The organism is Aeromonas sp. PS2Canimalfood6 (assembly GCF_048276795.1).
Lineage (GTDB): Bacteria > Pseudomonadota > Gammaproteobacteria > Enterobacterales > Aeromonadaceae > Aeromonas > Aeromonas caviae.
The window spans coordinates 1-21,259 of sequence record NZ_JBLUXC010000006.1; the positions used below are offsets into that span (position 1 = coordinate 1).

The following is a 21,259-nucleotide window of genomic DNA, read 5'->3' on the forward strand; positions in this document are numbered from 1 at the left end:
TGTGCTGGAAGGGGTGAACAACAAGATCAAAGTGATAAAGCGTATGGCATATGGATTTAGGGACTCAGAATACTTTTTTCTGAAAATCAAGGCGGCCTTCCCCGGAAAGCCGCGATGAACCAGAAAAGAGGGGTCATGCTACCCAGAGTGCGGGCGGTTGGCAAAGCGGGATGGGGCAGGGGGCAAAACAGCAGGCCCCCGGGTGGGGGCCTGCTGGACTGGCTAAGCGGTGCCTGTTGCTTAGAGCAGTATGCTGGTCAGGATGAAGCCCAGGGTACAGGAGGTCACCACCCCGATGAGGCCCGGAATGATGAAGCTGTGGTTGATGATGAACTTGCCGATGCGGGTGGTGCCGGAGCGGTCGAAGCCGATGCAGGCGAGATCGCTCGGGTAGGTCGGCAGCACGAAGTAGCCGTAGCTCGCCGGCAGGAAGGCGATGAGCAGTTTGGGTTCGACCCCCAGCGCCAGCCCCATGGGGGCGATGGCGGTGAGCGCCGCGGCCTGGCTGTTCACCAGCTTGGAGATGAGGAAGAGCACCAGGGCGTAGGTCCAGGGCTGGGCCTGTACCACGTGGGCCAGGGTCTCCTTGAGCAGCGGCATGTGGGCCTGGAAGAAGGTTTCGCTCATCCAGGCGACCCCGAACACGGAGAAGATGGCGACCATGCCCGCCTTGAAGACGGCGCCGTTGGCGATCTCCCCCGGCTTGACCTTGCAGCGCATCAGGATGATGGCGCCGGCGATCAGCATCATCATCTGGATCACCAGGTTCATGGAGAGGGGGCCCGTCTTCTCCTTGATGGTGAAGACGGGGCGCAGCGCCTCATCGGCCCCCAGCAGCACCACGGCAGCGATGGCGGCGAAGAAGATCCAGGTGGACCAGTAGGCCTCTTTCGGGAACTTGGTGTTGAGCAGGGTTTCACCACCGCCGTAGATGAAGTCCCGCTGGGCAGGGTCCTTGATCTTGGCCTGGAACTCCTCGTCCTTGTCCAGATCCTTGCCGCGGCGCAGGCTCCACAGGGCCGCCATCATGACCCCCGTGAGCGAAGAGGGGATGGCGACCATCAGGATGTCGAGCAGACCGTAGGCCTGACCCACGCCGTGAGCTGCCGCCAGGATGGAGACCATGGAGACCACGGCCACCGAGACCGGCGAGGCGCAGATGGCCATCTGGGAGGCAACGGACGCCACTGCCATGGGGCGCTCCGGACGGATGTTCTTCTGCAGCGCGATGTCGGCGATGATGGGGAACATGGTGTAGACCACGTGGCCGGTACCGCACAGGAAGGTGAGGGTCCAGGTAGTGAGCGGCGCCAGCAGGGTGATGTACTGGGGGTGACGGCGCAGCAGACGCTCGGCCACCTGCATCATCAGGTTGAGACCGCCGGCGGTCTGCAGGGTGGCGGCGCAGCCAATGACCGCCAGTATGGTCAGCATTACCTGCACCGGCGGCTCGCCCGGCACCAGGCCGAAGACGAAGGTCAGCAGGAACAGACCAATGCCGCTGATAAGACCCAGCCCCATGCCCCCGAAGCGGGTACCCAGCAGCAAGCAGCCGAGTACCACCAAAAATTCCATCAAGATCATTCCATTACCTCGTGTGTTTTATCCATGTCCCCATCGGCCAGCTGCCCGGGATCCGCTGTCATCAATTACCCCTGAAGGGTTAATGGATATTTTGTCACCCCTAAAGGGGTAAAAAATTGCGTTGCTTCAACAACCGGCTTTTTTCCGATTTAAGTGCATAAAAACTACGATTCAGCCCTTGAACAGGGGACCGCTTCCTGGCGCACACCAGATAAATGACGGGAAAGATGGGGGAGCGCACAGGGTTGGGAATGCAAAAGGCGGGAATGACACGTGCGGGAAGAGCGAGGCGGGCATAAAAAAAGCCGACCCCGGGGGTCGGCTTTTGCAGGGGGCGAGTGGGCGGGTCGCCTTAGAACTCGGCGGTGCGGGGAGTACGGGGGAAGGGGATCACGTCGCGCACGTTGCCCATGCCGGTCACGTAGACCACCAGGCGTTCGAAGCCCAGACCGAAGCCGGAGTGGGGCACGGTGCCGTAGCGACGCAGATCGCGGTACCACCAGTAGTCTTCCTTGTTCAGACCCATCTCGGCCAGACGGGCATCCAGCACCTCGAGACGCTCTTCACGCTGGGAGCCGCCGATGATCTCGCCGATCCCCGGGGCCAGCACGTCCATGGCGGCAACGGTCTTGCCGTCGTCGTTGAGGCGCATGTAGAAGGCCTTGATGTCCTTCGGGTAGTTCTTCACCACCACCGGGGACTTGAAGTGCTCCTCGGCCAGGTAGCGCTCGTGCTCGGAGGAGAGATCGATGCCCCAGGAGACCGGGAACTCGAAGCTCTTGCCGCAGTTTTGCAGCACGTCGATGGCGTCGGTGTAGTCAATCTGGGCGAAGTCGGAGGCGACGAAGCGCTCCAGACGGCCGATGGCGTCCTTGTCCACGTGCTGGGCGAAGAACTCCAGATCGTCGCGGCGCTCGGTCAGCACGGCGTTGAAGACGTACTTCAGCATGGCTTCGGCCAGGGCGGCGTTGTCTTCCAGATCGGCGAAGGCCACTTCCGGCTCCACCATCCAGAACTCAGCCAGGTGGCGGCTGGTGTTGGAGTTTTCGGCGCGGAAGGTCGGGCCGAAGGTGTAGACCTTGGACAGGGCGCAGGCGTAGGTTTCGACGTTCAGCTGGCCGGACACGGTCAGGAAGGTCTCCTTGCCGAAGAAGTCCTTGTCGTAGTCCACCTTGCCTTCGGGGGTGCGCGGCAGGTTTTCCATGTCCAGGGTGGAGACGCGGAACATCTCGCCGGCCCCTTCGGTGTCGGAGGCGGTGATGAGGGGCGCCGCGATCCAGAGGTAGCCCTGTTCGTGGAAGAAGCGGTGAATGGCCTGGGAGAGGCAGTTGCGCACCCGGGTCACGGCACCGACGATGTTGGTGCGGGCACGCAGGTGGCCCTGCTCGCGCAGGTACTCGATGCTGTGGCGCTTGGCAGACATGGGGTAGGTGTCCGGATCTTCGACCCAGCCCACTACCTTGACCTCGGTGGCCTGCAGTTCGAACGCCTGGCCGCTGCCCTGGGACTCGACCACGGTGCCGGTCACTTCGACGGAGCAAGCTGTGGTCAGACGTTGCACTTCATTCTCGTAATTGGCCAGGGTATTGGGGGCGACGGCCTGCACCGGATGGAAGCAGGAGCCATCGGAAACGGCCAAAAATGAGATCCCCGCCTTGGAATCGCGGCGGGTCCGGATCCACCCTTTCACAGTCAGGGTGGTGCCGACCGAATACTTACCGGCCAGCACATCAACTACGGATGCGTGCGTCATCGAAATATTGTCTCCAGCTTGTTCTTGCAGCGCTATTTGCAACACTAGGGGTCTGGCCCGGGCGCAGTTGGCCCACCATGGCAGACTAAGCCGTTCATCTTACCCGCGCAGGTTTGATAAACAAGCAAAAATGTCGGACCCTTGCGGGGATTTCCCCATGCATCGTGCATGGATCATGGCGGCTGGACGGGGGTGAGGGTGAAGGAGCGCAGGCGGGGGCCGGATGGCTGGATACGGGTGTTGCAGGGGCTGCTGATCCTCTGCTGGGGCGGCTTTGTCGCCCTGCTCTCCCTCTATCACTTCGCCCGGCCAGAGGTGGCTTACGGCTTTCTGGTCTATGGGGGCGTCAAGGTGCGCCAGAGCTGGGACCCCCTGCTTACCCCCTGGCTGGAGCGCGGGCTCTGGGGTTGCTGCCTGCTGACCCTGGTGGTGCTGGTGCTGGCTCGTGGCCGCAGCCGTCGGCAGGAAGATGCCCGCCACGTCAATCTCTTCATCCTGCTGCTGATCCTGGTGGCCTGCCTGCTGCTTTACTACCGGGGCTGAGGGCCGTCGCCGTCATCCATCCCCTGAGAGGCGGGGCGCTTGCCTATCTGGCGCTCCACGCTGTCGAGCATCTGGTTGTAGGCGAGCGCCACCCGGCCAATCTCGTCCCCTTCGTCCCCCTCCAGCCTGTGGCCGAAGTCGTTGCGATCGGTGGCCTCCTCCATGGAGCGGGTCAGCTGGTTGAGAGGGCGGACTATCCAGGTGCGGATGACCCAGAGGGTGAGCAGGAGTCCCAGCCCGAAGATGAGGGTGAGGCTCAGGGCCGAGGTGAGGATGTTCTGCTCCACCCGGGTAAACAGGGTGTCGAGGGAGTAGTCAAAACGCACCGCCCCCAGCACGGTGTTTTCCGGCACCTGGTGGCAGCTGGTGCAGTCGGTACCGCGAAAATCCTTTCTGGCCAGCAGCGGGCGGGTCACCACCAGCCGGCTGTGCATGCCGTCATGCTCTACCTCCAGGCTCCCCTTGCCCGCCAGCGCCAGGGCATCGTACCTGTCCTTCGGGGCCTCGTCGTCACGGCCCGGCCCGTACTGCTTGTTGACCGCCGCCCCGCGCACGATGCGGGCATCTTCCACGTGGGCGTGATGGAGAAACTTGGCGCGCAGGGTGTCGCGGGCGTCCATCTTGCCGGTCAGCATCAGCATGTTGAGGCCGTCGAAGTAGGCCTCGGTCTGCTCGCGGCTCTGTTCCTTGATGAGGGTCAGGATGAGGTCACGCTCGCGCACCGCCTGATAGGCCGCGGAAAACACCAACACCATGGAGAAGATGAAGAGCAGGAAGAAGTTGATCTTGGCAGCAATGGAGAGGCGCATGGGACTGGTACATCTGTTGGGTAAAACCCGCGCAGTCTACTCTCCTCGCCGGACGGGTTTTGGTGTCTTGCTCACATTCTGATGAAAAAGCGCCAAAAGGCCCTGCGTTCTCATGCAGGGCCCGTCCAGCCGGACTCAATATTCGCCGCTGGTGATGGCCTCGTGGATGGCGCCGGTCAATACCCGCAGCTCTTCAGGGGTGATGACGAAGGGGGGCATCAGGTAGATGAGCTTGCCAAAGGGACGGATCCAGGCGCCCAGCTCCACGAACTTGCGCTGGATGCGCGCCACGTCCACCCGCTCCTTCATCTCCACCACCCCGATGGCGCCGAGCACCCGTACATCCGCCACCGCCGGGTGCAGGGTCAGCTCCACCAGTTCGGTTTTGAGTTGGTGTTCGATGACGCGAACCCGCTCCTGCCACGGGGAGGCGAGCAGCAACTCGATGGAGGCGTTGGCCACCGCGCAGGCGAGCGGGTTGCCCATGAAGGTGGGGCCGTGCATGAAGACGCCCGCCTTGCCGTCACAGATGGTGTGGGCGACATGCTCGGTTGTGAGCGTGGCCGACAGCGTCAGGTAGCCGCCGGTGAGCGCCTTGCCCAGGCACATGATGTCGGGGCTGATGCCGGCCCAGTCACAGGCAAACAGCTGGCCGGTGCGGCCAAAGCCGGTGGCTATCTCGTCGGCAATCAGCAGCAGGCCGAATTCGTCGCACAGGGCGCGCACCCACTGCAGGTAGCGGGGGTGGTAGAAGCGCATGCCGCCTGCCCCCTGGACGATAGGTTCGAGCACGATGGCGGCAATTTCCTCGTGATGATCCGCCACCAGGGTGGCTAGCTCCACCACGCTCTGCTCGTCCCACTGGGCGTGGAAGCGGCAGCTTGGCGCTTCGACGAAATGGTGTTCGGGCAGGAAGCCCTGGTAGAGCTCGTGCATGCCGCCATCCGGGTCGCACACGCTCATGGCGCCGAAGGTGTCGCCGTGATAGCCGCCCCGAAGGGCAACGAATTTGGCGCGGGGCGTCCCTTTGGCATGCCAGTACTGCTGGGCCATCTTGAGGGCCACTTCCACCGCCACGGAGCCGGAATCTGCCAGAAAGACCCGATCCAGCCCCTTCGGGGTGATCTCCACCAGTTTGCGGCAGAGCTCGACCGCCGGGGCATGGGTCAGGCCGCCAAACATCACGTGGGACATCTTGCCGAGCTGGGCGGTGGCGGCCGCGTCCAGTTCCGGCACCTGATAGCCGTGCACGCAGGCCCACCAGGAGCTCATGCCATCCACCAGCTCGCGCCCGTCCGTCAGGGTGAGGGTCACCCCTTTGGCGCTGGCCACTTCATAGCAGGGCAGGGGATGGGTGAGGGAGGTATAGGGGTGCCAGACGTGGTGCAGGTCGAATTCTTGATTGGTCATTTTGTGTTCTGTTGTCAATTGATTTGATCTGGTCGGTGTTGACAGTCTACGCGTGCTCTCTACACTAGCCAACAATTTCAGCCACTTGGCTTCGCGCACGCCCTGGCGTCGCGCTGTCCAGCTGGCGGGTCTTGCGGCGAACGCTCTCTTGAGCGCGGCGCAGGATCCCACCAATAACAACCGGAAGCCATGTATGAATGCTCTTACCGCGGGTGCCCACGCCCTTCGTCACGACTGGACCCTGTCCGAGGTTCAGGATCTCTTTACCCTGCCATTCAACGATCTGCTGTTCCAAGCCCAGACGGTGCACCGCGCCCATTTCGACCCGAACGAGGTGCAGGTGAGCACCCTGCTCTCCATCAAGACCGGGGCCTGCCCGGAAGATTGCAAATATTGTCCCCAGAGCGCTCGCTACCACACCGGGCTCGAGACCGAGCGGCTGATGGAGGTGGAAAAAGTGCTGGAGCGGGCCCGGGAGGCCAAGGCCAACGGCTCGTCCCGCTTCTGCATGGGGGCGGCCTGGCGCAACCCGAAAGAGAAGGACATGCCCTATATCCTGCGCATGATTGAAGAGGTGCGCGGGCTCGGTATGGAGACCTGCATGACGCTCGGGATGCTGACCGCCGATCAGGCGGCGCGTCTCGGGGCTGCGGGGCTCGATTACTACAACCACAACCTCGACACCTCGCCGGAGTTCTACGGCGACATCATCACCACCCGCACCTATCAGGACAGGCTCGACACCCTGGAGCATGTGCGCGGCGCCGGCATGAAGGTCTGCTCCGGCGGCATCGTCGGCATGGGGGAGCAGGCGAAAGATCGGGCGGGCCTCTTGATGGCGCTCGCCAACCTGCCCCGCCACCCGGAGAGCGTGCCCATCAACATGCTGGTCAAGGTGAAGGGGACGCCCCTGGAGAACCAGGAGAACCTGGACCCGTTCGAATTTATCCGCACCATCGCCGTGGCGCGCATCATGATGCCGGCCTCCCACGTGCGCCTCTCCGCCGGGCGGGAGAAGATGAATGAGCAGATGCAGGCCATGTGCTTTATGGCCGGGGCCAACTCCATCTTCTACGGCTGCAAGCTGCTGACCACCCCCAATCCGGACGAAAACAGCGACATGCAGCTCTTCAAGCGCCTCGGCATTCGCCCCGCCCAGCGGGCCCAGAAGCCGGATCAGGTTCAAGAGGAGGAGCTGCTGGCCGAGGTGAACCGCCAGAGCGAGCCGAGCGAACTCTTCTACGATGCCACCCGTTCCCGCGCAGATGTCCTCCGTCCATGATGACGCCCGTTGTTATCGGCCCCTTTGCCCTGGGGGAGGCGCTGGCCGAGCGTGAACAGGCCACCCTGCTGCGCCGACGCACCCCGGTGGATGTGGCGAACGGCGGGCGGATCCGGGTCGGGGGGCGCGATTACCTCAATGTCTCTGGCAACGACTACCTGGGCCTTGCGGGTCACCCCGCCATCAAGGCCGCCTTCACGGCGGGGGTGGCGCAATATGGCGCGGGGGCAGGCGCCTCGCCCCTGGTGACGGGTTACAGCCGCGCCCACCAGCAGCTGGAAGAGACGCTTGCCGACTGGCTCGGCGTGGAGGCGGTGCTGCTGTTCAACTGTGGCTTCTCCGCCAATCAGGCGGTGCTCAAGGCCCTGCTCGGCAAGGATCACCTGCTGTGGCAGGACAGGCTCAACCACGCCTCCTTGCAGGAGATGGGGAGCCAGCTCCCCTGCAAAATGAAGCGCTTCGGCCACAACGACATGGCGGCCCTTGAGCGGCTGCTTGAGCCAAACCGGGGCCTGATCGTCTCGGAAGGGGTCTTCAGCATGGACGGGGATCAGGCCCCCTGGGCTGAGCTGGCCACACTCGCATCCCGAAGCGGCAACTGGCTGATGATTGACGATGCCCACGGCCTCGGCGTGCTGGGTGCCGAGGGGCGCGGCACCCTGGCGGCCCAGGGGGTGAACCCGGCCAGCGTGCACATCCAGATGGGGACCTTCGGCAAGGCGCTCGGGGTGGCCGGCGCCTTTGTGGGCGGCAGTCGCGAGCTGGTGGAGTACCTGGTCAATTTTGCCCGCCACTATGTCTACAGCACCCATATGCCCCCCGCCCAGGCGTGCGCCGTGCGCCAGAGCATCGAGCTGGTACGCGTAGCCAACGAGGCCCGTGCCCACCTGGCTCGCCTTGTCGCCCGGTTCCGGCAGGGGGCGCAGGCGCTCGGCTGGCGGCTTGGGGCAAGCGATACCCCCATCCAGCCGCTGCTGGTGGGGGAGAGCGTCGCTGCCCTGCAACTGGCCGAGCGCCTGCGGGAGTGCGGTGTCTGGGCCGGTGCCATCCGCCCGCCCACGGTGCCGGTCGGCACGGCGCGCCTTCGCATCACCCTGTGCGCTGCCCATGGCGAAGATGACGTGGATCGCCTGCTCGAGGCCCTGGGGCCCAGCCCATCCACTGACGAGAGAGGGGGCGCCCATGGTGCATGAGCGTTTCCAGTCGGTCGACAAGGCACAGCTCGCCCGCCGCTTCGGGGCGGCGGCCCGCCACTACGACGCCCACGCCCGCTTCCAGCAGGAGGTGGGGCAGTCGCTGCTGGCGCGCATGGACGAGGGGGGCGTGAAAGAGGTGCGCTCAGGGGTCGGGCTGGATCTGGGCTGCGGCACCGGTTTCTTCCTGCCTGCCCTGGCGCCGCGCTGTGAGACGCTGACCGGGCTGGATCTCGCTCCCGGCATGCTGGCCCAGGCGGCCCTTCGCGGCAGCGGAGCCCGCCTGGTGTGCGGCGATGCGGAGGGGCTGCCCTTTGCCGACCAGAGCCTGGACTGGGTCTTCTCCAGCCTGGCCCTGCAGTGGTGCGAGCGGCCGGCCCAGGCCTTTGCCGAGCTCAACCGGGTGCTCAAACCCGGTGGCCAGGTCTTCTTCTCGACCCTGCTTTCGGGGTCACTGTGGCAACTGCGGGAGGCCTGGCGGGCCGTGGATGGTCGTGACCATGTCAATCGCTTCCTGACGTTGCCCCAGTTGCAGCAGGCGGCCCGTGACGGGGGCTTCGAGGCCCCGGCGCTCTGCCCGCTGACCTGGTCCCTCGCCTACCCGGCGCTCAGCGGACTGCTGCGCGACCTCAAGGGGATAGGCGCGAGCCAGGTCAACGACGAGCGGTCTGCGGGCCTGGGTCATCGCCAGCGCCTGGTGCGACTGGGGGAGGCCTACGAGCGCCACCGTCAACCGGACGGCCTGCTGGCCGCCAGCTACGAGGTCTGCCTCGGGCGCCTGGTGCGGCGCTGACACAAAAAGACCCGGCGCACCCACCCCTTCAGCGGCAGGACGTGCGCCTGCCTTTCACCATTGATATCGGGGCGCCTCTGCGCCCCTGCACTGCATCGAGGAATCATCATGGGGACATCCTATTTCATCACGGGCACGGACACCGACGTGGGCAAGACCCTGGTGGCCCGCACCCTGTTGCTGGCGCTTGCCGCCAGAGGCATTCGCTGCGCCGGGTACAAACCGGTGTCGGCGGGCTGCACCCACACCCCGGAGGGGCTTCGCAATCTGGATGCCTTGCTGTTGCAGCAGGCGGCCACGGTTGCGCTGCCCTACGAGCAGGTCAATCCCTATGCCTTCGAGCCGCCCATCGCCCCCCATATCGCCGCCCGTGAGCGGGGGGCGAGCATCCCCTTCGAGGGGCTGTCCGCCGGCTTGCGGGAGATTGAGGGAGCTGGGGCCGATCTCGTCATTGTCGAAGGGGCGGGGGGCTGGTTCCTGCCGCTGGATCACCAGCGTCTGCTCTCGGAGTGGGTCGCCCAGGAGCGGCTGCCGGTGATCCTGGTGGTGGGGGCCAGGCTGGGCTGCCTCAACCATGCCCTGCTCACCGTCAGCGCCATTCGCCAGCAGGGGTTGACCCTGGCGGGCTGGGTCATCAACCGGGTGGATCCGCACATGAGCCGCTACGAGGAGAACCTGGACACCTTGAAAGCCATGTTGCCGGCCCCATTTCTGGGGGAGCTCCCCTTCGTGGACGCGGTGAATGAGGTGGATTTGCACCACTGTCTCGATGTGTCGCCCTTGCTCTGAGGCCAGACATTCAGCAAACATTCATCGAGTCTGTCTATTATCTGGGGCAAGTGTGGCATCGGTCGCCCCTGGGGCGCCCCGAACCATGCATCCATATCTCACAAGGAGTCAATATGAAGCGAATTATGCTATTCCTGGTGACCAACCTGGCCGTCATGCTGGTGCTGGGGGTGGTACTCAATATCCTGTTCTCGGTTCTGGGGATCAACAAGTCCAGCATTTCCGGTCTGTTGGTGTTCTGCGCCGTGTTCGGTTTTGGGGGTTCCTTTATCTCCTTGCTGATGTCCAAGTGGATGGCCAAGCGCAGCTATGGCGTCCAGGTCATCGAGCAGCCCCGCAACGAGACCGAGCACTGGCTGGTGAGCACTGTTGCCCGTCAGGCCCGTGAGGCTGGCATCAAGATGCCGGAAGTGGGGATCTACGACTCCCCCGAGATGAACGCCTTTGCCACCGGCGCCCGCCGTGACGACTCCCTCGTTGCCGTCTCCTCCGGTCTGCTCTACAGCATGAGCCGCGACGAGGCGGAAGCCGTGCTGGCCCACGAGGTGAGCCACGTGGCCAACGGCGACATGGTGACCCTGACCCTGATCCAGGGGGTGGTGAACACCTTCGTGATGTTCTTCGCCCGCATCGTGGCCGGCGTCATCAGCAACTTCTTCAGCTCCAACAACGAGGAAGAGAGCAGCAGCACCGGCGGTTTCGCCTACATGATCACCGTGTTCGTGCTGGAGATGGTGTTCGGCGTGCTCGCCTCCATCATCGTCATGTGGTTCAGCCGTCAGCGCGAGTTCCGTGCCGACGCCGGTGCCGCCAAGCTGGCCGGCCGCGACAAGATGATTGCCGCGCTCCAGCGTCTCGCCCGCGGTGCCGAGCCGCAGATGGAGGGTTCCATGATGGCGTTCGGCATCAACGGCAAGCGCTCCATGAGCGAGCTGTTCATGAGCCACCCGCCCATCGAGCAGCGCATCGCCGCCCTGCGTGGCTGATAGCCAGTCATCTAAAGAAAACGGCTGCCCTCGGGCAGCCGTTTTGCATTCCGGGGACGGGGTTTTGCCCCCCGATCACCCTATTTGATCACCAGATCCGTCAGGGGCACGGCGCAGCAGGCGAGGATCTTGCCCTCGGCCCGCTCGGCGGCGCTGATGGCGGGGGCATCGGGGTGATCCACCTCGCCCGAGACCAGGGTCTGCTTGCAACTGCCGCAGATGCCAGCACGGCAGCTCCAGGGCAGCTCTACCCCCTGCTTGTTGGCCTGATCCAGCACGGTGCCCTGGTTGTTGCCCGCAAACTCCCGCTCGCCGATACGCAGTTGCACCGCCTGATGGGGGCGGGCCACCGAGAGCAGGGCCCCGCCAAAGCTCTCCTGGCGGATGCGCCCGGCCGGTACGCCGAGGGCGGTCAGCCGGTTGGCTGCATCGGCCATGAAGCCGTGGGGGCCGCAGATGAACACCTCCCGCTCCTGCAAATCCCGGATCCGGCCCAGGTGATCGTCATTCAGACGGCCGCTGAGCCCCTGCCAGTGTTTGTCAGGCTGGCTCAGGATCAGGGTGAGGGTCATTCCCTGCTGCGCCATGGCGTGCAGCTCGCTGGCGGCAGGAATATCCGCCTCGCTGCGACACAGGTGCATGAAGTGGACGTCACCGAGCTCCCCCCGTAGTGCCAGAGTGCGGGCAATGGAGAGCATGGGGGTGACACCGGATCCCGCCGAGAGCAGCAGCAGCCTGCGCTCGGACCCTAAGTGAAACTCGCCGGCCGGGGGGGCGGCCAGCAACCGGTCGCCCACTTTCAGCTCATGGTGCAGCCAGGGGGAGAGGCGGCCATCGGCCAGCTTCTTGACGCTGATGCTGTAACGCTCGGGCCGCTCCGGCGTGGAGCTCAGGGTGTAGCGGCGCTGAACCCGTGTGTTTTTGATATCGAGGCTGATGGGCAGGTGCTGTCCAGGCAGGTAGTCGGGCAGGGGCTCGCCGTCGGCGGCCTCGAACCAGAAGGTTTCCAGATCCCGGGCCAGGGGTTCCCGGGCGACGCACACCAGCTCCCGTTTTTTCGGGGCCGCGTTGGGGTAGACCGGCGCCCGGGCCCGCTCCAGCACCTCGATCTCGCTGCCCGCTTCAATCCACCCCTCGTTCAGGGCCACCAGATTCTGGCCGAAATAGACCTCACCATCTTCGCCACGGCGGTAGCGGGTGAGGGTAGCCAGCGGCTCTTTCAGGGCATTGAAGCGCTCCGTGCCTGTCTCCACCGTGGTCATGATGCAGCGGCTGCACGGCTTGTCCACCCGAAACTCCACCTCGCCGATGCGGATCCGCTTCCAGCCATCCTCTTCGAAGGGGCGGGTGCCGCTCGCCACCAGGTTGGTACGAAACTGGCTCATCTGGTGCAAGGCATCGGATCTCAGGTTGAGATCCTCAAGGGAAGCCTGGCTGATGAGCAGCAAGGGGTAGCCGTCCGCAAAGCTCACCCGGGTGCCGGTCTTCTCCCGAAAACGATCGGATGCCTCCCCGAGCCAGAGCAGGCGCACCGGCTCCCTCGCCACCCGGCTCAGCCACTCATCGGCGTCGGGCCCGGTGTGCAGGGCGGTAAAGCGATCCCCCCAGACACCGGTGTGCTGAGGGGCGCGACTGAACGCCGCCTCCATGAGGGCAAGGGGGGGCAGACCCGGATAGCGCAGTTGCAGCCCCCCCTCGACGGGGGTGGCCACCACCTGCTGCAACTGGGGATGGGTGCGGGCGGTGATAAAGGTGCCATCCGGTTTGACCACCATGTAGCGGCGATCCCCGGCAAGCCCCTCCTGGGTCACCCGGGCGCGCTCCAGCGGCATGCCTGCCGTCGATTTGATGGGGTAGAGATGTATGCTGGCGAGGGTCGGCATGTCCTGGTCCTTGTGCTGTGGCGATTCCTGTGAAGAGGGGAAGATAACGATTCCTGCCCCGGGCGGCAATCTTCTCCTGCTGCCCATGTCGAGGGCGGCGAGGGGGCTCGGGCGACAGGCCCGAATGGCTGCGGGGTGTGACGGGGATCCGGTTGTGAAGGGGGCGACCCATAAAGCGCAACATTTATTGATCCTGATCCACCATGTCTTACAAAAAACGGCCCATCATCGGGCCAGCTTCCAGTTTCTGACGCTTTCGCTTCTTCCCTCTCCGGCCACCGTCTGCCCAGGCAAAACGGTATCAAGCGCATTCGGATGGGGCCTGTCACACAAAAAGAAGAAAGCAATGTATGAGCAAACAACTGGACATGACCCCATTGCCGGATCTCTCCCTGAAAACGGGAACAGGCCCGGTGCGTACCCGGCTACCCGTCTGGCGGCCGGCCCTGCCACCCTGCAATCACGCCTGCCCGGCCGGAGAAAACATCCAGGCCTGGCTCTCTTTGGCGCAGGCCGGCCGTTTTGAGGCGGCCTGGCAGACCTTGATCGAAGAGAACCCCTTGCCCGCCATTCATGGCCGGGTCTGCTATCACCCCTGCGAAACGGCCTGCAACCGCGGTCAGGTGGATGACGCCGTCTCCATTCACGCCATCGAACGCTTCCTCGGCGACGAAGCGCTGGCCAAAGGTTGGCAGCCTGCGCCACCCGCGCCCGCCAGCGGCAAGAAGGTGCTGGTGATCGGTGCCGGCCCCTCCGGTCTCTCCTGCGCCTGGCACCTCAACCGGCTTGGCCATCAGGTGGAGATCCGCGAGGCGGGGCCGCTCGCCGGCGGCATGCTGCGCTTTGGTATTCCCGCTTATCGTCTGCCCCGCGACGTGCTGGATCGGGAGGTAGCCCGCATCGTGGCGGCCGGGGTGACCCTGACCCTCAACCACAAGGTGGAGGATGTGCTGCGCGAGCGCGACGAGGGGGGCTTTGACGCCGTCTTTATGGCCATCGGCGCCCATCTGGCCAAGCGGGTCGATATTCCGGCCCGGGAAGCGGGCAAGATCCTCGATGCGGTGAGTTTTCTCGAACAGGCCAGTCTGGCCGAAGAGAAAGGCTTGCCGCCGCCCAAATTGGGACGGCGGGTAGCCATCTACGGCGGCGGCAACACCGCCATGGACGCGGCCCGTACCGCCCGTCGCCTCGGTGTGGAAGAGGCGATGATCATCTACCGCCGCGACCGCGATCATATGCCGGCCCACGCCTTCGAAGCCGATGAGGCCGAGGAGGAGGGGATCAAGATCAACTGGCTGCGCACCATCCGCCAGCTCGACAGCACCAATATCGAGGTGGAGGTGATGGCGCTGGATGCCGAGGGCAAGCCGGTGCCCACCGGCAAGTTTGAAACCCTCGAAGCGGACTCCCTTATTCTGGCGCTCGGTCAGGAAGTTGATTTGAGCGTGCTGGAGAGCATCCCCGGCGTGCGGGTCAACAAGGAGGGAGTGGTACAGGTTGGCGAGAACCTGATGACGGACGTGCCGGGTCTGTTTGCCGGTGGCGACATGGTGCCCTCCGAGCGCACCGTCACCATCGCCACCGGCCACGGCAAGAAGGCGGCGCGCCACATGGATGCCTGGCTGCGTGGTCGCCTCTATCACAAACCGCTTTCCTATTCATTGGTGGGGCCGGAGCAGTTGCAACTCTGGTTCCAGACCCACGCCCCGGCCAGCAGTCAGCCGGTCAAACCGGTGTGGGCGCGGGACGACTTTGGCGAGATCATCGGCGGACTGGACGAGACGGCCGCCCGCTACGAGGCGGCGCGCTGCTACTCCTGCGGCAACTGCTTCGAGTGCGACGGCTGCTACGGCAGCTGCCCCGAGCAGGCCATCGCCAAGCTGGGGCCGGGTCTGGGGTATCAGGTGGATGCCGAGCGCTGCACTGGCTGCGGTGCCTGCCACGACCAGTGCCCCTGCCACGCCATCGAGCTTCGCCAACCGGAGGAGTCCCAATGAAACATGAACTGATCATGGTTGACGGCAACGAAGCCGCGGCCCGGGTGGCGTACCAGCTGAGCGAAGTGTGTGCCATCTATCCCATCACCCCGAGCTCGACCATGGCCGAACTGGCCGACGCCTGGGCGGCAGAAGGGCAGACCAACCTCTGGGGCAACATCCCCACCGTGGTGGAGATGCAGAGCGAAGGGGGAGCGGCTGGCACGGTGCACGGCGCCCTGCAGGCGGGGGCGCTCGCCACCACCTTCACCGCCAGTCAGGGGCTGATGCTGATGCTGCCCAACATGTACAAGATCGCAGGCGAATTGACCTCGGCGGTGTTCCATGTGGCGGCCCGATCCTTGGCGGCGCAGGGGCTCTCGATTTTTGGCGACCATCAGGACGTGATGGCGGCGCGCAGCACCGGCTTTGCCATGCTCGCCTCCGGCTCGGTGCAGGAGGTGCAGGACCTGGCTTTGGTCGCCCACAGCGTCACCCTGCAGTGCCGGGTGCCCTTTATCCACTTCTTCGACGGCTTTCGCACCTCCCACGAGGTGAACAAGATAGTCGCCCTGCATCGGGATGAGATCCGGGCCCTTATCGACAACGACTGGGTGCGCGCCCACCGTGCGCGGGCGCTCAACCCGGATCATCCGGTGATGCGTGGCACCGCCCAGAACCCGGACACCTATTTCCAGTCCCGCGAGAGCGTCAATCCCTTCTACGAGGCGGTGCCGGCGCGGGTGCAGCAGTGCATGGAGAGCCTCGGCGAGCTGACCGGCCGTCACTACCGGCTGGTGGAGTACCACGGCGCCCCGGATGCCACCGACGTCATCGTGCTGATGGGCTCGGGGGCGGCCACCGCCCGCACGACGGTGGATTGGCTCAACCGGCAGGATCGCAAGACCGGGGTCTTGGTGGTGCGCCTCTATCGCCCCTTCCCGGTGCAGGCGCTGCTCGATGCCCTGCCCGCGAGCGTTCGCCGCATGGCGGTGCTGGATCGCACCAAGGAGCCGGGGGCAGGCGGCGAGCCGCTGCTGCTGGATGTGCAGAGCGCGCTCATCGATGGCTTGCAGCGCGGCCTTATCAAGCGGCTGCCCTGGCTGAGCGGTGGTCGCTACGGCCTCTCTTCCAAGGAGTTCACCCCCGCCATGTGCGCGGCTGTCTTCGAGGAGCTGGCATCCGATGCGCCGCGCCCGCGCTTTACCGTGGGGATTGTCGATGATGTGTCGGGCCTCAGTCTGGCCTGGCACCCCATCGGCGATCTGGAGCCTGCCAGCCGGGTGCGGGCGCTCTTCTTCGGCCTCGGTGCCGACGGCACCGTGGGCGCCAACAAGAACAGCATCAAGATCATCGGCGAGCTGGAGGGGTTCCACGCTCAGGGCTACTTCGTCTACGACTCCAAGAAGTCGGGTTCGCGCACCGTCTCCCATCTGCGCTTTGGCCCCGAGCCCATCGACGCCCCCTGGCTTATCGAGCAGGCGAGCTTTATCGGCTGCCACCAGTGGGGTTTTGTCGAATCGGTCGATCTGCTGGAGCATGCCGCCGAAGGGGCGACCCTGCTGCTCAATGCTCCCCATGAGCCCGACCGGGTCTGGGCCGAGCTGCCCGAGCGGCTGCGCGCCCGCATCCGCGCCCTCAATATCCGCCTCTACTGCATCGACGGCGATCGGGTGGCCGAGCGCAACGGCATGGGCAATCGCATCAACACCATCATGCAGACCTGCTTCTTCGCCCTGGCCGGTATCTTGCCGCGGGACGAGGCGATCGCGCTGATCAAGGAGAGCATCGAGAAGAGCTATGCCCGCAAGGGGCCCGAAGTGGTGGCGCGCAACTTCGCCGCGGTGGACGACACCCTGGCTCATCTCCATCAGGTGGTCATCCCGGCCGGTGAGGAGCAGATCAGCGACTATCCGCTGCCGCTGGCACCGGGGGGCAGCGAGTTTGTCCAGCGTGTCACCGGCGAGATGCTGGCGGGGCGCGGCGATCTGATCCCCGTCTCCATGCTGCCGGTGGATGGCACTTACCCCACCGCCACCAGCCGCTTCGAGAAGCGGGATATCGCCCGCGAGATCCCGATCTGGCATTCGGATATCTGCATCCAGTGCGGCAACTGCGTCTTTGTCTGCCCCCATGGGGCGCTGCGGGCCAAGTTCTACCATCAGGACTGGCTGGCGACCGCCCCCGAGGTGGCCCAGTCGGTGCCCGTCACCGCCAAGGGTTTCCCCGACAGCCGCTACACCTTGCAACTCTATCCGGAGGATTGCACCGGCTGCGGCCAGTGCGTGCAGGCCTGTCCGGTGCGGGCTGGGGCTGATGAGGAACACGAGGGCGAGCGCGCCATCGCCATGATGGACAAGGCCCCCCATCTGGCTGGCCAGAAACAGGCGCTGCGCTGGTTCGAGAGCCTGCCGTGGCCGGCCCGCGAGCGGGTGGATTTTTCCACGGTGCGCGGCACCCAGTTCCTCGAACCCCTGTTCGAGTTCTCCGGCGCCTGCGCTGGCTGTGGCGAGACCCCTTACCTCAAGCTGCTGACCCAGCTGTTTGGTGACCGCATGCTGGTGGCCAACGCCACCGGTTGCTCCTCCATCTATGGCGGCAACCTGCCGACCACCCCCTGGGCCAAGAACGCGGAAGGGAAGGGACCGGCCTGGTCGAACTCCCTGTTCGAGGACAACGCCGAGTTTGGCTTTGGTTTTCGTCTCACCGCCGATCAGCATCACGGTCAGGCGGTGGCGGCCCTCGAAGCGATGAAGGGGGAGCTGGGCGCAGAGCTGGTCGATACCTTGATCAGCGCTCCGCAGCGGCTGGAGTCGGAGATCCGTGCCCAGCGTACCCGGGTGGCGCAAGTGCGGGAACGGTTGGAGGAGGTGAAATCCGGCAAGGCCCGCGAGCTGCTCTCGCTTATCGATCAGCTGGTGCGCCGCTCGGTCTGGATCATCGGCGGCGACGGCTGGGCCTATGACATCGGCTCGGCGGGACTCGATCATGTGCTTGCCTCCGGGCGCGATGTGAACGTGCTGGTGATGGATACCGAGGTCTACTCCAACACCGGCGGCCAGATGTCGAAATCGACCCCGCTCGGTGCCGTCGCCAAATTCGCTGCGGGAGGCAAGACGCTGGCCAAGAAGGATGTGGCGTTGCAGGCCATCTCCTACGGCAACGTCTATGTTGCCCGCATCGCCTTTGGGGCCAATCCGCAGCAGGCGCTGCAGGCCTTGCGTGAGGCCGAAGCCTATCCGGGCCCGTCGCTCATCATCGCCTACAGCCATTGTATCGCCCACGGCATCGACATGGAGCAGGGATTGGCCCAACAGAAGCGTGCGGTCGATTCGGGCCACTGGCCGCTGATGCGCTACAACCCGGTACTGCGCAGCGCCGGGCAGAACCCCTTCAGCCTCGACAGCCTGCGCCCCTCCATCCCCCTTGCCGAATACCGGCAGCAGGAGACCCGTTATCGGGTGCTGGCCCAGAGCCACCCACAGGAGGCCGAGCGGCTGATGCAGGTGGCGCAACAAGTGGCGTGGCAGAAGTGGGCCACCTACGAGGAGATGGCCACCCGCGAAGCCAGCCATTTCCATCCGCCGGTGTGATCATGGGATGAAACAGGTATGACAAAGCGGGCCTGTTGGCCCGCTTCGTTTTCCGGTGCCAAGGGAAGTGGCCGTTGCCGCGTCTTGGGACGGCCAACAAAAAGCCCGGCGTCGGGCCGGGCTGGCAGGATAAGTTGCTTATCCAGGTATTCGTCGAGGCGTCTAGTGTGGATGTTGTTTGAGGATGTCGTATATCTCCTCTTTCAGTTTAAGTTTCTGTTTTTTCAGATCCTTCACCTCGGAGCTGTAGTCGCTGGCGTGGTGTTTCTCCAGCTTTCTGATCTCCGCATCCAGGTCGTTGTGCAAGTCAAACTTCTTCTGGAAATGGACATCACTGCTCTTCAGTTTCGAGATGAGATCTCTGTACTCCGGAAACATGTAATGAAGCCTCCTTGTTGTCGTTTGATTGTGCCTGCAAGACCAAAGTACCCCTTACTGCCGGGGAGAAACGTGATCCCGATCCAATTCGGGGCCACGGATTTGTTGCATGGGAAGGGCGATTTTTAACTGTTTGAATTACAAGATGATTGCCTGCTGGCCCTGGGGCAGCAGAGGAAAGAAGCGGGATCCGCTTCACATTCGGGAGAGGGGGTCTGTAACGGGACGGGCAACAGAAAGGGGCGCGAGGCCCCTGACTGGAAACGGGTGAGCCGTTTACTCTTTTTTCTTTTTCTTCTCGGGCAGGGGCTTGCCGTCTCTGGCAATCACCTTGCCCGCCTCGAAACCGATCTGCGCCGCCAGCTCTTCCAGATCCGGCGCCTTGGCCTCGTTGCCGATGGCGTACTGGTAGTTGGCGATGGAGATCTTCTCCGCCACCGGTGTGCCCGGCACGATGGGTTCACGCCAGCCCTGACCGATGTGGGCCACCAGGGTGCCGTTCATGATGAGCTCGCCGACGATCTCCTGGGTGGGGATGCCCTTGCCGTAGGTGAGGCCCTGCGGGTGCTTCTTGCCGACCAGAGGCTCTTGGCTTGCGGGCATCAGCTTGGTGCGGATCAGCCACTTGGGCGATTTGGTCTTGCCCACCGCCTTGCCGGTCTGGTACTCGTTGATCTTGATGGTCTTGATCATCTGGGCCGTGAACTCCTTGGTCAGGGCCTTCTGGGCTTCGCTGGTCTCGTCGATGACGATGGGGGCCACATACCAGGTCTGGGGAGCCTGCGCCTTGGGGGTCGCCGGGGCGGTTTGCGCCATGGCGAGCGGGCTGAGCAGGATGGCCGTCAACAAGAGTCCGATTTTCTTCATGGTGATTCCGCTTATGTTTCGACAAGAATTTTGTTTTGCCAGCGACGACTGCGCCAGCGCCAGAACATGGCCAGACCGCGCACCCACTCGTCGCAGGCGAGGGCCAGCCAGATGCCTACCAGGCCATAGCCCTGCATGATACCAAGGAAATAGGCCAGGGGAACGGCAATGCCCCACATGGAGACGAGCGCCATGTAGAGCGGGAAACGGGCATCCCCGGTGGCGCGCAGGGCGTTGATCACCACCAGATTGAAGGTGCGACCGGGTTCGAGGATGAGGCTGATGAGGAAGAGCTGCGCCACCTGGGTGATGATGTCGGCGTCGTCGGTGAACAGGCTGATGATGGCGCGGCCGTTGAGGGCGGCGGCGATGGCGATGGCGGTGGTGACGATGAGGCCGAGTTTCAGGCTCTTCATCAGTTGGCGATAGGCCTGATCGAAGCGTCTGGCCCCCGCCAGGTGGCCGATGATGATCTCGTTGCCAAGGCCGATGGAGAGGCCGAACAACAGGATGAACAGGCAGATCTGGAAGAAGTAGGACTGGGTCGCCAGCGCCTTGTCGCCGAGCAGGCCGACGAAGGCGGTCACCACCATGAACTGCAGCATCCAGGAGAGGTTCTCCCCCGCCGCCGGCAGACCGATGTGCAGTACCTTGTCCAGCATGGCGCGGCTTGGGCGGACGATCTCGGGCAGACGCAGCCGGATGCCGGTCTTGCGTGCCACCAGCCACACCAGCAGTACCACCCCGACGATGCGCCCTGCCACCGTGCTGATGGCGACCCCGGCGACCCCGAGCTGGGGCAGGCCGAACCAGCCATAGAGCAGCAGCAGGTTGCCGACGAAGGTGATGAGGTTGACGATGAGGGTCACGTACATGGCCTGGCGGGTGTGGCCGTGGGCACGCAGGGTGGCGGCCAGGCAGAGGGCCGCCGCCTCCGGCAGCAGGCAAAGCCCGATGATCTGCAGGTAGAGGCTGCCGTCGCTCATCAGGTGGGCAGGCAGGTTCATCAGCGCCAGCATGGTGCCGGCCCCCGCCATGACGCCGACCGCGGCCACCAGTCCCACCAGCAGGTTGAAGCCGATGGCGGTGTGGATGACGATGCGGGCTTTTTCCTTGTCTCCCGCCCCCAGATACTGGGTGATCACCACGCTGGTGCCGATGCTGACGAAGCTGAACAGGGTGATGGCGAGATCGAAGACCTGGTTGCCCACCGCGAGGGCCGCCACCCCCTGATAGGAGACGTGGCCCACCATGAAGGTGTTGAGGGCCCCGGTCAGAAAGTGAAGGGCCAGATCGATGAACAGTGGCCAGGTCAGGGCGAAGAGGGAGCCCGGGCCCGCGTGGGATTGAGTCTGCATGGGATATCCAGGTGCTGGCGATGGCCCTCGTCAGGGCCAACTGGAGGGGCATTTAACACCAA

At 64.5% G+C, this 21,259-nt stretch carries 17 protein-coding genes; 9 read left to right on the plus strand and 8 right to left on the minus strand.

All coding sequences use genetic code 11. The features are described from left to right. The coding region (locus ACNPAA_RS04135) for a transposase (RefSeq protein WP_146054411.1) at nt 1–118 on the plus strand (118 nt) is incomplete at its 5' end. 122 nt (nt 119–240) lie between these two features. On the opposite strand, the gene ACNPAA_RS04140 is transcribed toward ACNPAA_RS04135, so the two are convergent. Further along, complete coding sequence (locus ACNPAA_RS04140; RefSeq protein WP_039039870.1) at nt 241–1,584, minus strand: anaerobic C4-dicarboxylate transporter; 1,344 nt, start codon at nt 1,582–1,584, stop codon at nt 241–243. A gap of 352 nt (nt 1,585–1,936) precedes the next feature. Further along, nucleotides 1,937–3,337 carry an asparagine--tRNA ligase gene (gene asnS / locus ACNPAA_RS04145; protein WP_039039869.1) on the minus strand — a complete coding sequence of 467 codons (1,401 nt, stop codon included), beginning with the start codon at nt 3,335–3,337 and terminating at the stop codon, nt 1,937–1,939. 240 nt (nt 3,338–3,577) lie between these two features. Between asnS and ACNPAA_RS04150 the strand changes: the two genes are divergently transcribed. Next, complete coding sequence (locus ACNPAA_RS04150; RefSeq protein ID WP_417891617.1) at nt 3,578–3,880, plus strand: hypothetical protein; 303 nt, start codon at nt 3,578–3,580, stop codon at nt 3,878–3,880. On the opposite strand, the gene ACNPAA_RS04155 is transcribed toward ACNPAA_RS04150, so the two are convergent. Together ACNPAA_RS04155 and bioA are read right to left on the minus strand one after the other, a co-directional pair. After that, the gene (locus ACNPAA_RS04155) at nt 3,868–4,689 is read right to left on the minus strand and encodes a HAMP domain-containing protein (protein ID WP_257709861.1); all 822 of its coding nucleotides are present in this window, start codon (nt 4,687–4,689) and stop codon (nt 3,868–3,870) included. The two genes, ACNPAA_RS04150 and ACNPAA_RS04155, sit on opposite strands and share 13 nt — an antisense overlap. 135 nt (nt 4,690–4,824) lie before the next feature. After that, complete coding sequence (gene bioA / locus ACNPAA_RS04160) at nt 4,825–6,099, minus strand: adenosylmethionine--8-amino-7-oxononanoate transaminase (protein ID WP_128273265.1); 1,275 nt, start codon at nt 6,097–6,099, stop codon at nt 4,825–4,827. A 193-nt stretch (nt 6,100–6,292) separates the two neighbouring features. On the opposite strand from bioA, the gene bioB reads away from it, so the two are divergent. From bioB to htpX, 5 genes are all read left to right on the plus strand, one after another. Beyond that, nucleotides 6,293–7,381 (plus strand): biotin synthase BioB, encoded by a 1,089-nt coding sequence (bioB, locus tag ACNPAA_RS04165; protein ID WP_052816560.1) that lies wholly within the window; start codon nt 6,293–6,295, stop codon nt 7,379–7,381. Beyond that, nucleotides 7,378–8,574 (plus strand): 8-amino-7-oxononanoate synthase, encoded by a 1,197-nt coding sequence (gene bioF / locus ACNPAA_RS04170; protein ID WP_119196827.1) that lies wholly within the window; start codon nt 7,378–7,380, stop codon nt 8,572–8,574. The genes bioB and bioF overlap by 4 nt, the downstream gene beginning before the upstream one ends. Further along, nucleotides 8,564–9,367: a malonyl-ACP O-methyltransferase BioC gene (bioC, locus tag ACNPAA_RS04175; protein ID WP_119196826.1), complete on the plus strand. Its 804-nt coding sequence runs from the start codon at nt 8,564–8,566 to the stop codon at nt 9,365–9,367. Before bioF ends, bioC begins: the two co-directional genes overlap by 11 nt. Nucleotides 9,368–9,475: 108 nt before the next feature. Next, nucleotides 9,476–10,156, plus strand: a complete 681-nt coding sequence (bioD, locus tag ACNPAA_RS04180; protein WP_141116465.1) for a dethiobiotin synthase — start codon at nt 9,476–9,478, stop codon at nt 10,154–10,156. 113 nt (nt 10,157–10,269) lie between these two features. Then, the gene (gene htpX, locus ACNPAA_RS04185) at nt 10,270–11,142 is read left to right on the plus strand and encodes a protease HtpX (RefSeq protein ID WP_010674070.1); all 873 of its coding nucleotides are present in this window, start codon (nt 10,270–10,272) and stop codon (nt 11,140–11,142) included. 80 nt (nt 11,143–11,222) lie between these two features. Here the strand turns inward: htpX and ACNPAA_RS04190 are convergent, their stop codons facing one another. Next, the gene (locus ACNPAA_RS04190) at nt 11,223–13,025 is read right to left on the minus strand and encodes a hybrid-cluster NAD(P)-dependent oxidoreductase (RefSeq protein ID WP_201872005.1); all 1,803 of its coding nucleotides are present in this window, start codon (nt 13,023–13,025) and stop codon (nt 11,223–11,225) included. 350 nt (nt 13,026–13,375) lie between these two features. Between ACNPAA_RS04190 and ACNPAA_RS04195 the strand changes: the two genes are divergently transcribed. Both ACNPAA_RS04195 and nifJ read left to right on the plus strand, forming a co-directional pair. Beyond that, nucleotides 13,376–15,022, plus strand: a complete 1,647-nt coding sequence (locus ACNPAA_RS04195) for an NAD(P)-binding protein (protein WP_417891608.1) — start codon at nt 13,376–13,378, stop codon at nt 15,020–15,022. Beyond that, nucleotides 15,019–18,594, plus strand: a complete 3,576-nt coding sequence (gene nifJ, locus ACNPAA_RS04200) for a pyruvate:ferredoxin (flavodoxin) oxidoreductase (RefSeq protein ID WP_417891609.1) — start codon at nt 15,019–15,021, stop codon at nt 18,592–18,594. The genes ACNPAA_RS04195 and nifJ overlap by 4 nt, the downstream gene beginning before the upstream one ends. Nucleotides 18,595–18,756: 162 nt before the next feature. Here the strand turns inward: nifJ and ACNPAA_RS04205 are convergent, their stop codons facing one another. The 3 genes from ACNPAA_RS04205 to ACNPAA_RS04215 form a co-directional block, all read right to left on the minus strand. After that, on the minus strand, nt 18,757–18,972 hold the full coding sequence (locus tag ACNPAA_RS04205; protein WP_005313020.1) for a YdcH family protein: 216 nt from the start codon (nt 18,970–18,972) through the stop codon (nt 18,757–18,759). Nucleotides 18,973–19,248: 276 nt separating this feature from the next. Next, a complete protein-coding gene (locus tag ACNPAA_RS04210) occupies nt 19,249–19,839 on the minus strand; it encodes a hypothetical protein (RefSeq protein WP_039039859.1) in 591 nt (196 codons plus the stop codon). An 11-nt stretch (nt 19,840–19,850) separates the two neighbouring features. Next, nucleotides 19,851–21,197, minus strand: coding sequence for an MATE family efflux transporter (locus ACNPAA_RS04215; protein ID WP_201871998.1), 1,347 nt, complete (start codon nt 21,195–21,197; stop codon nt 19,851–19,853). Between the last annotated feature and the right edge of the window lie 62 nt (nt 21,198–21,259).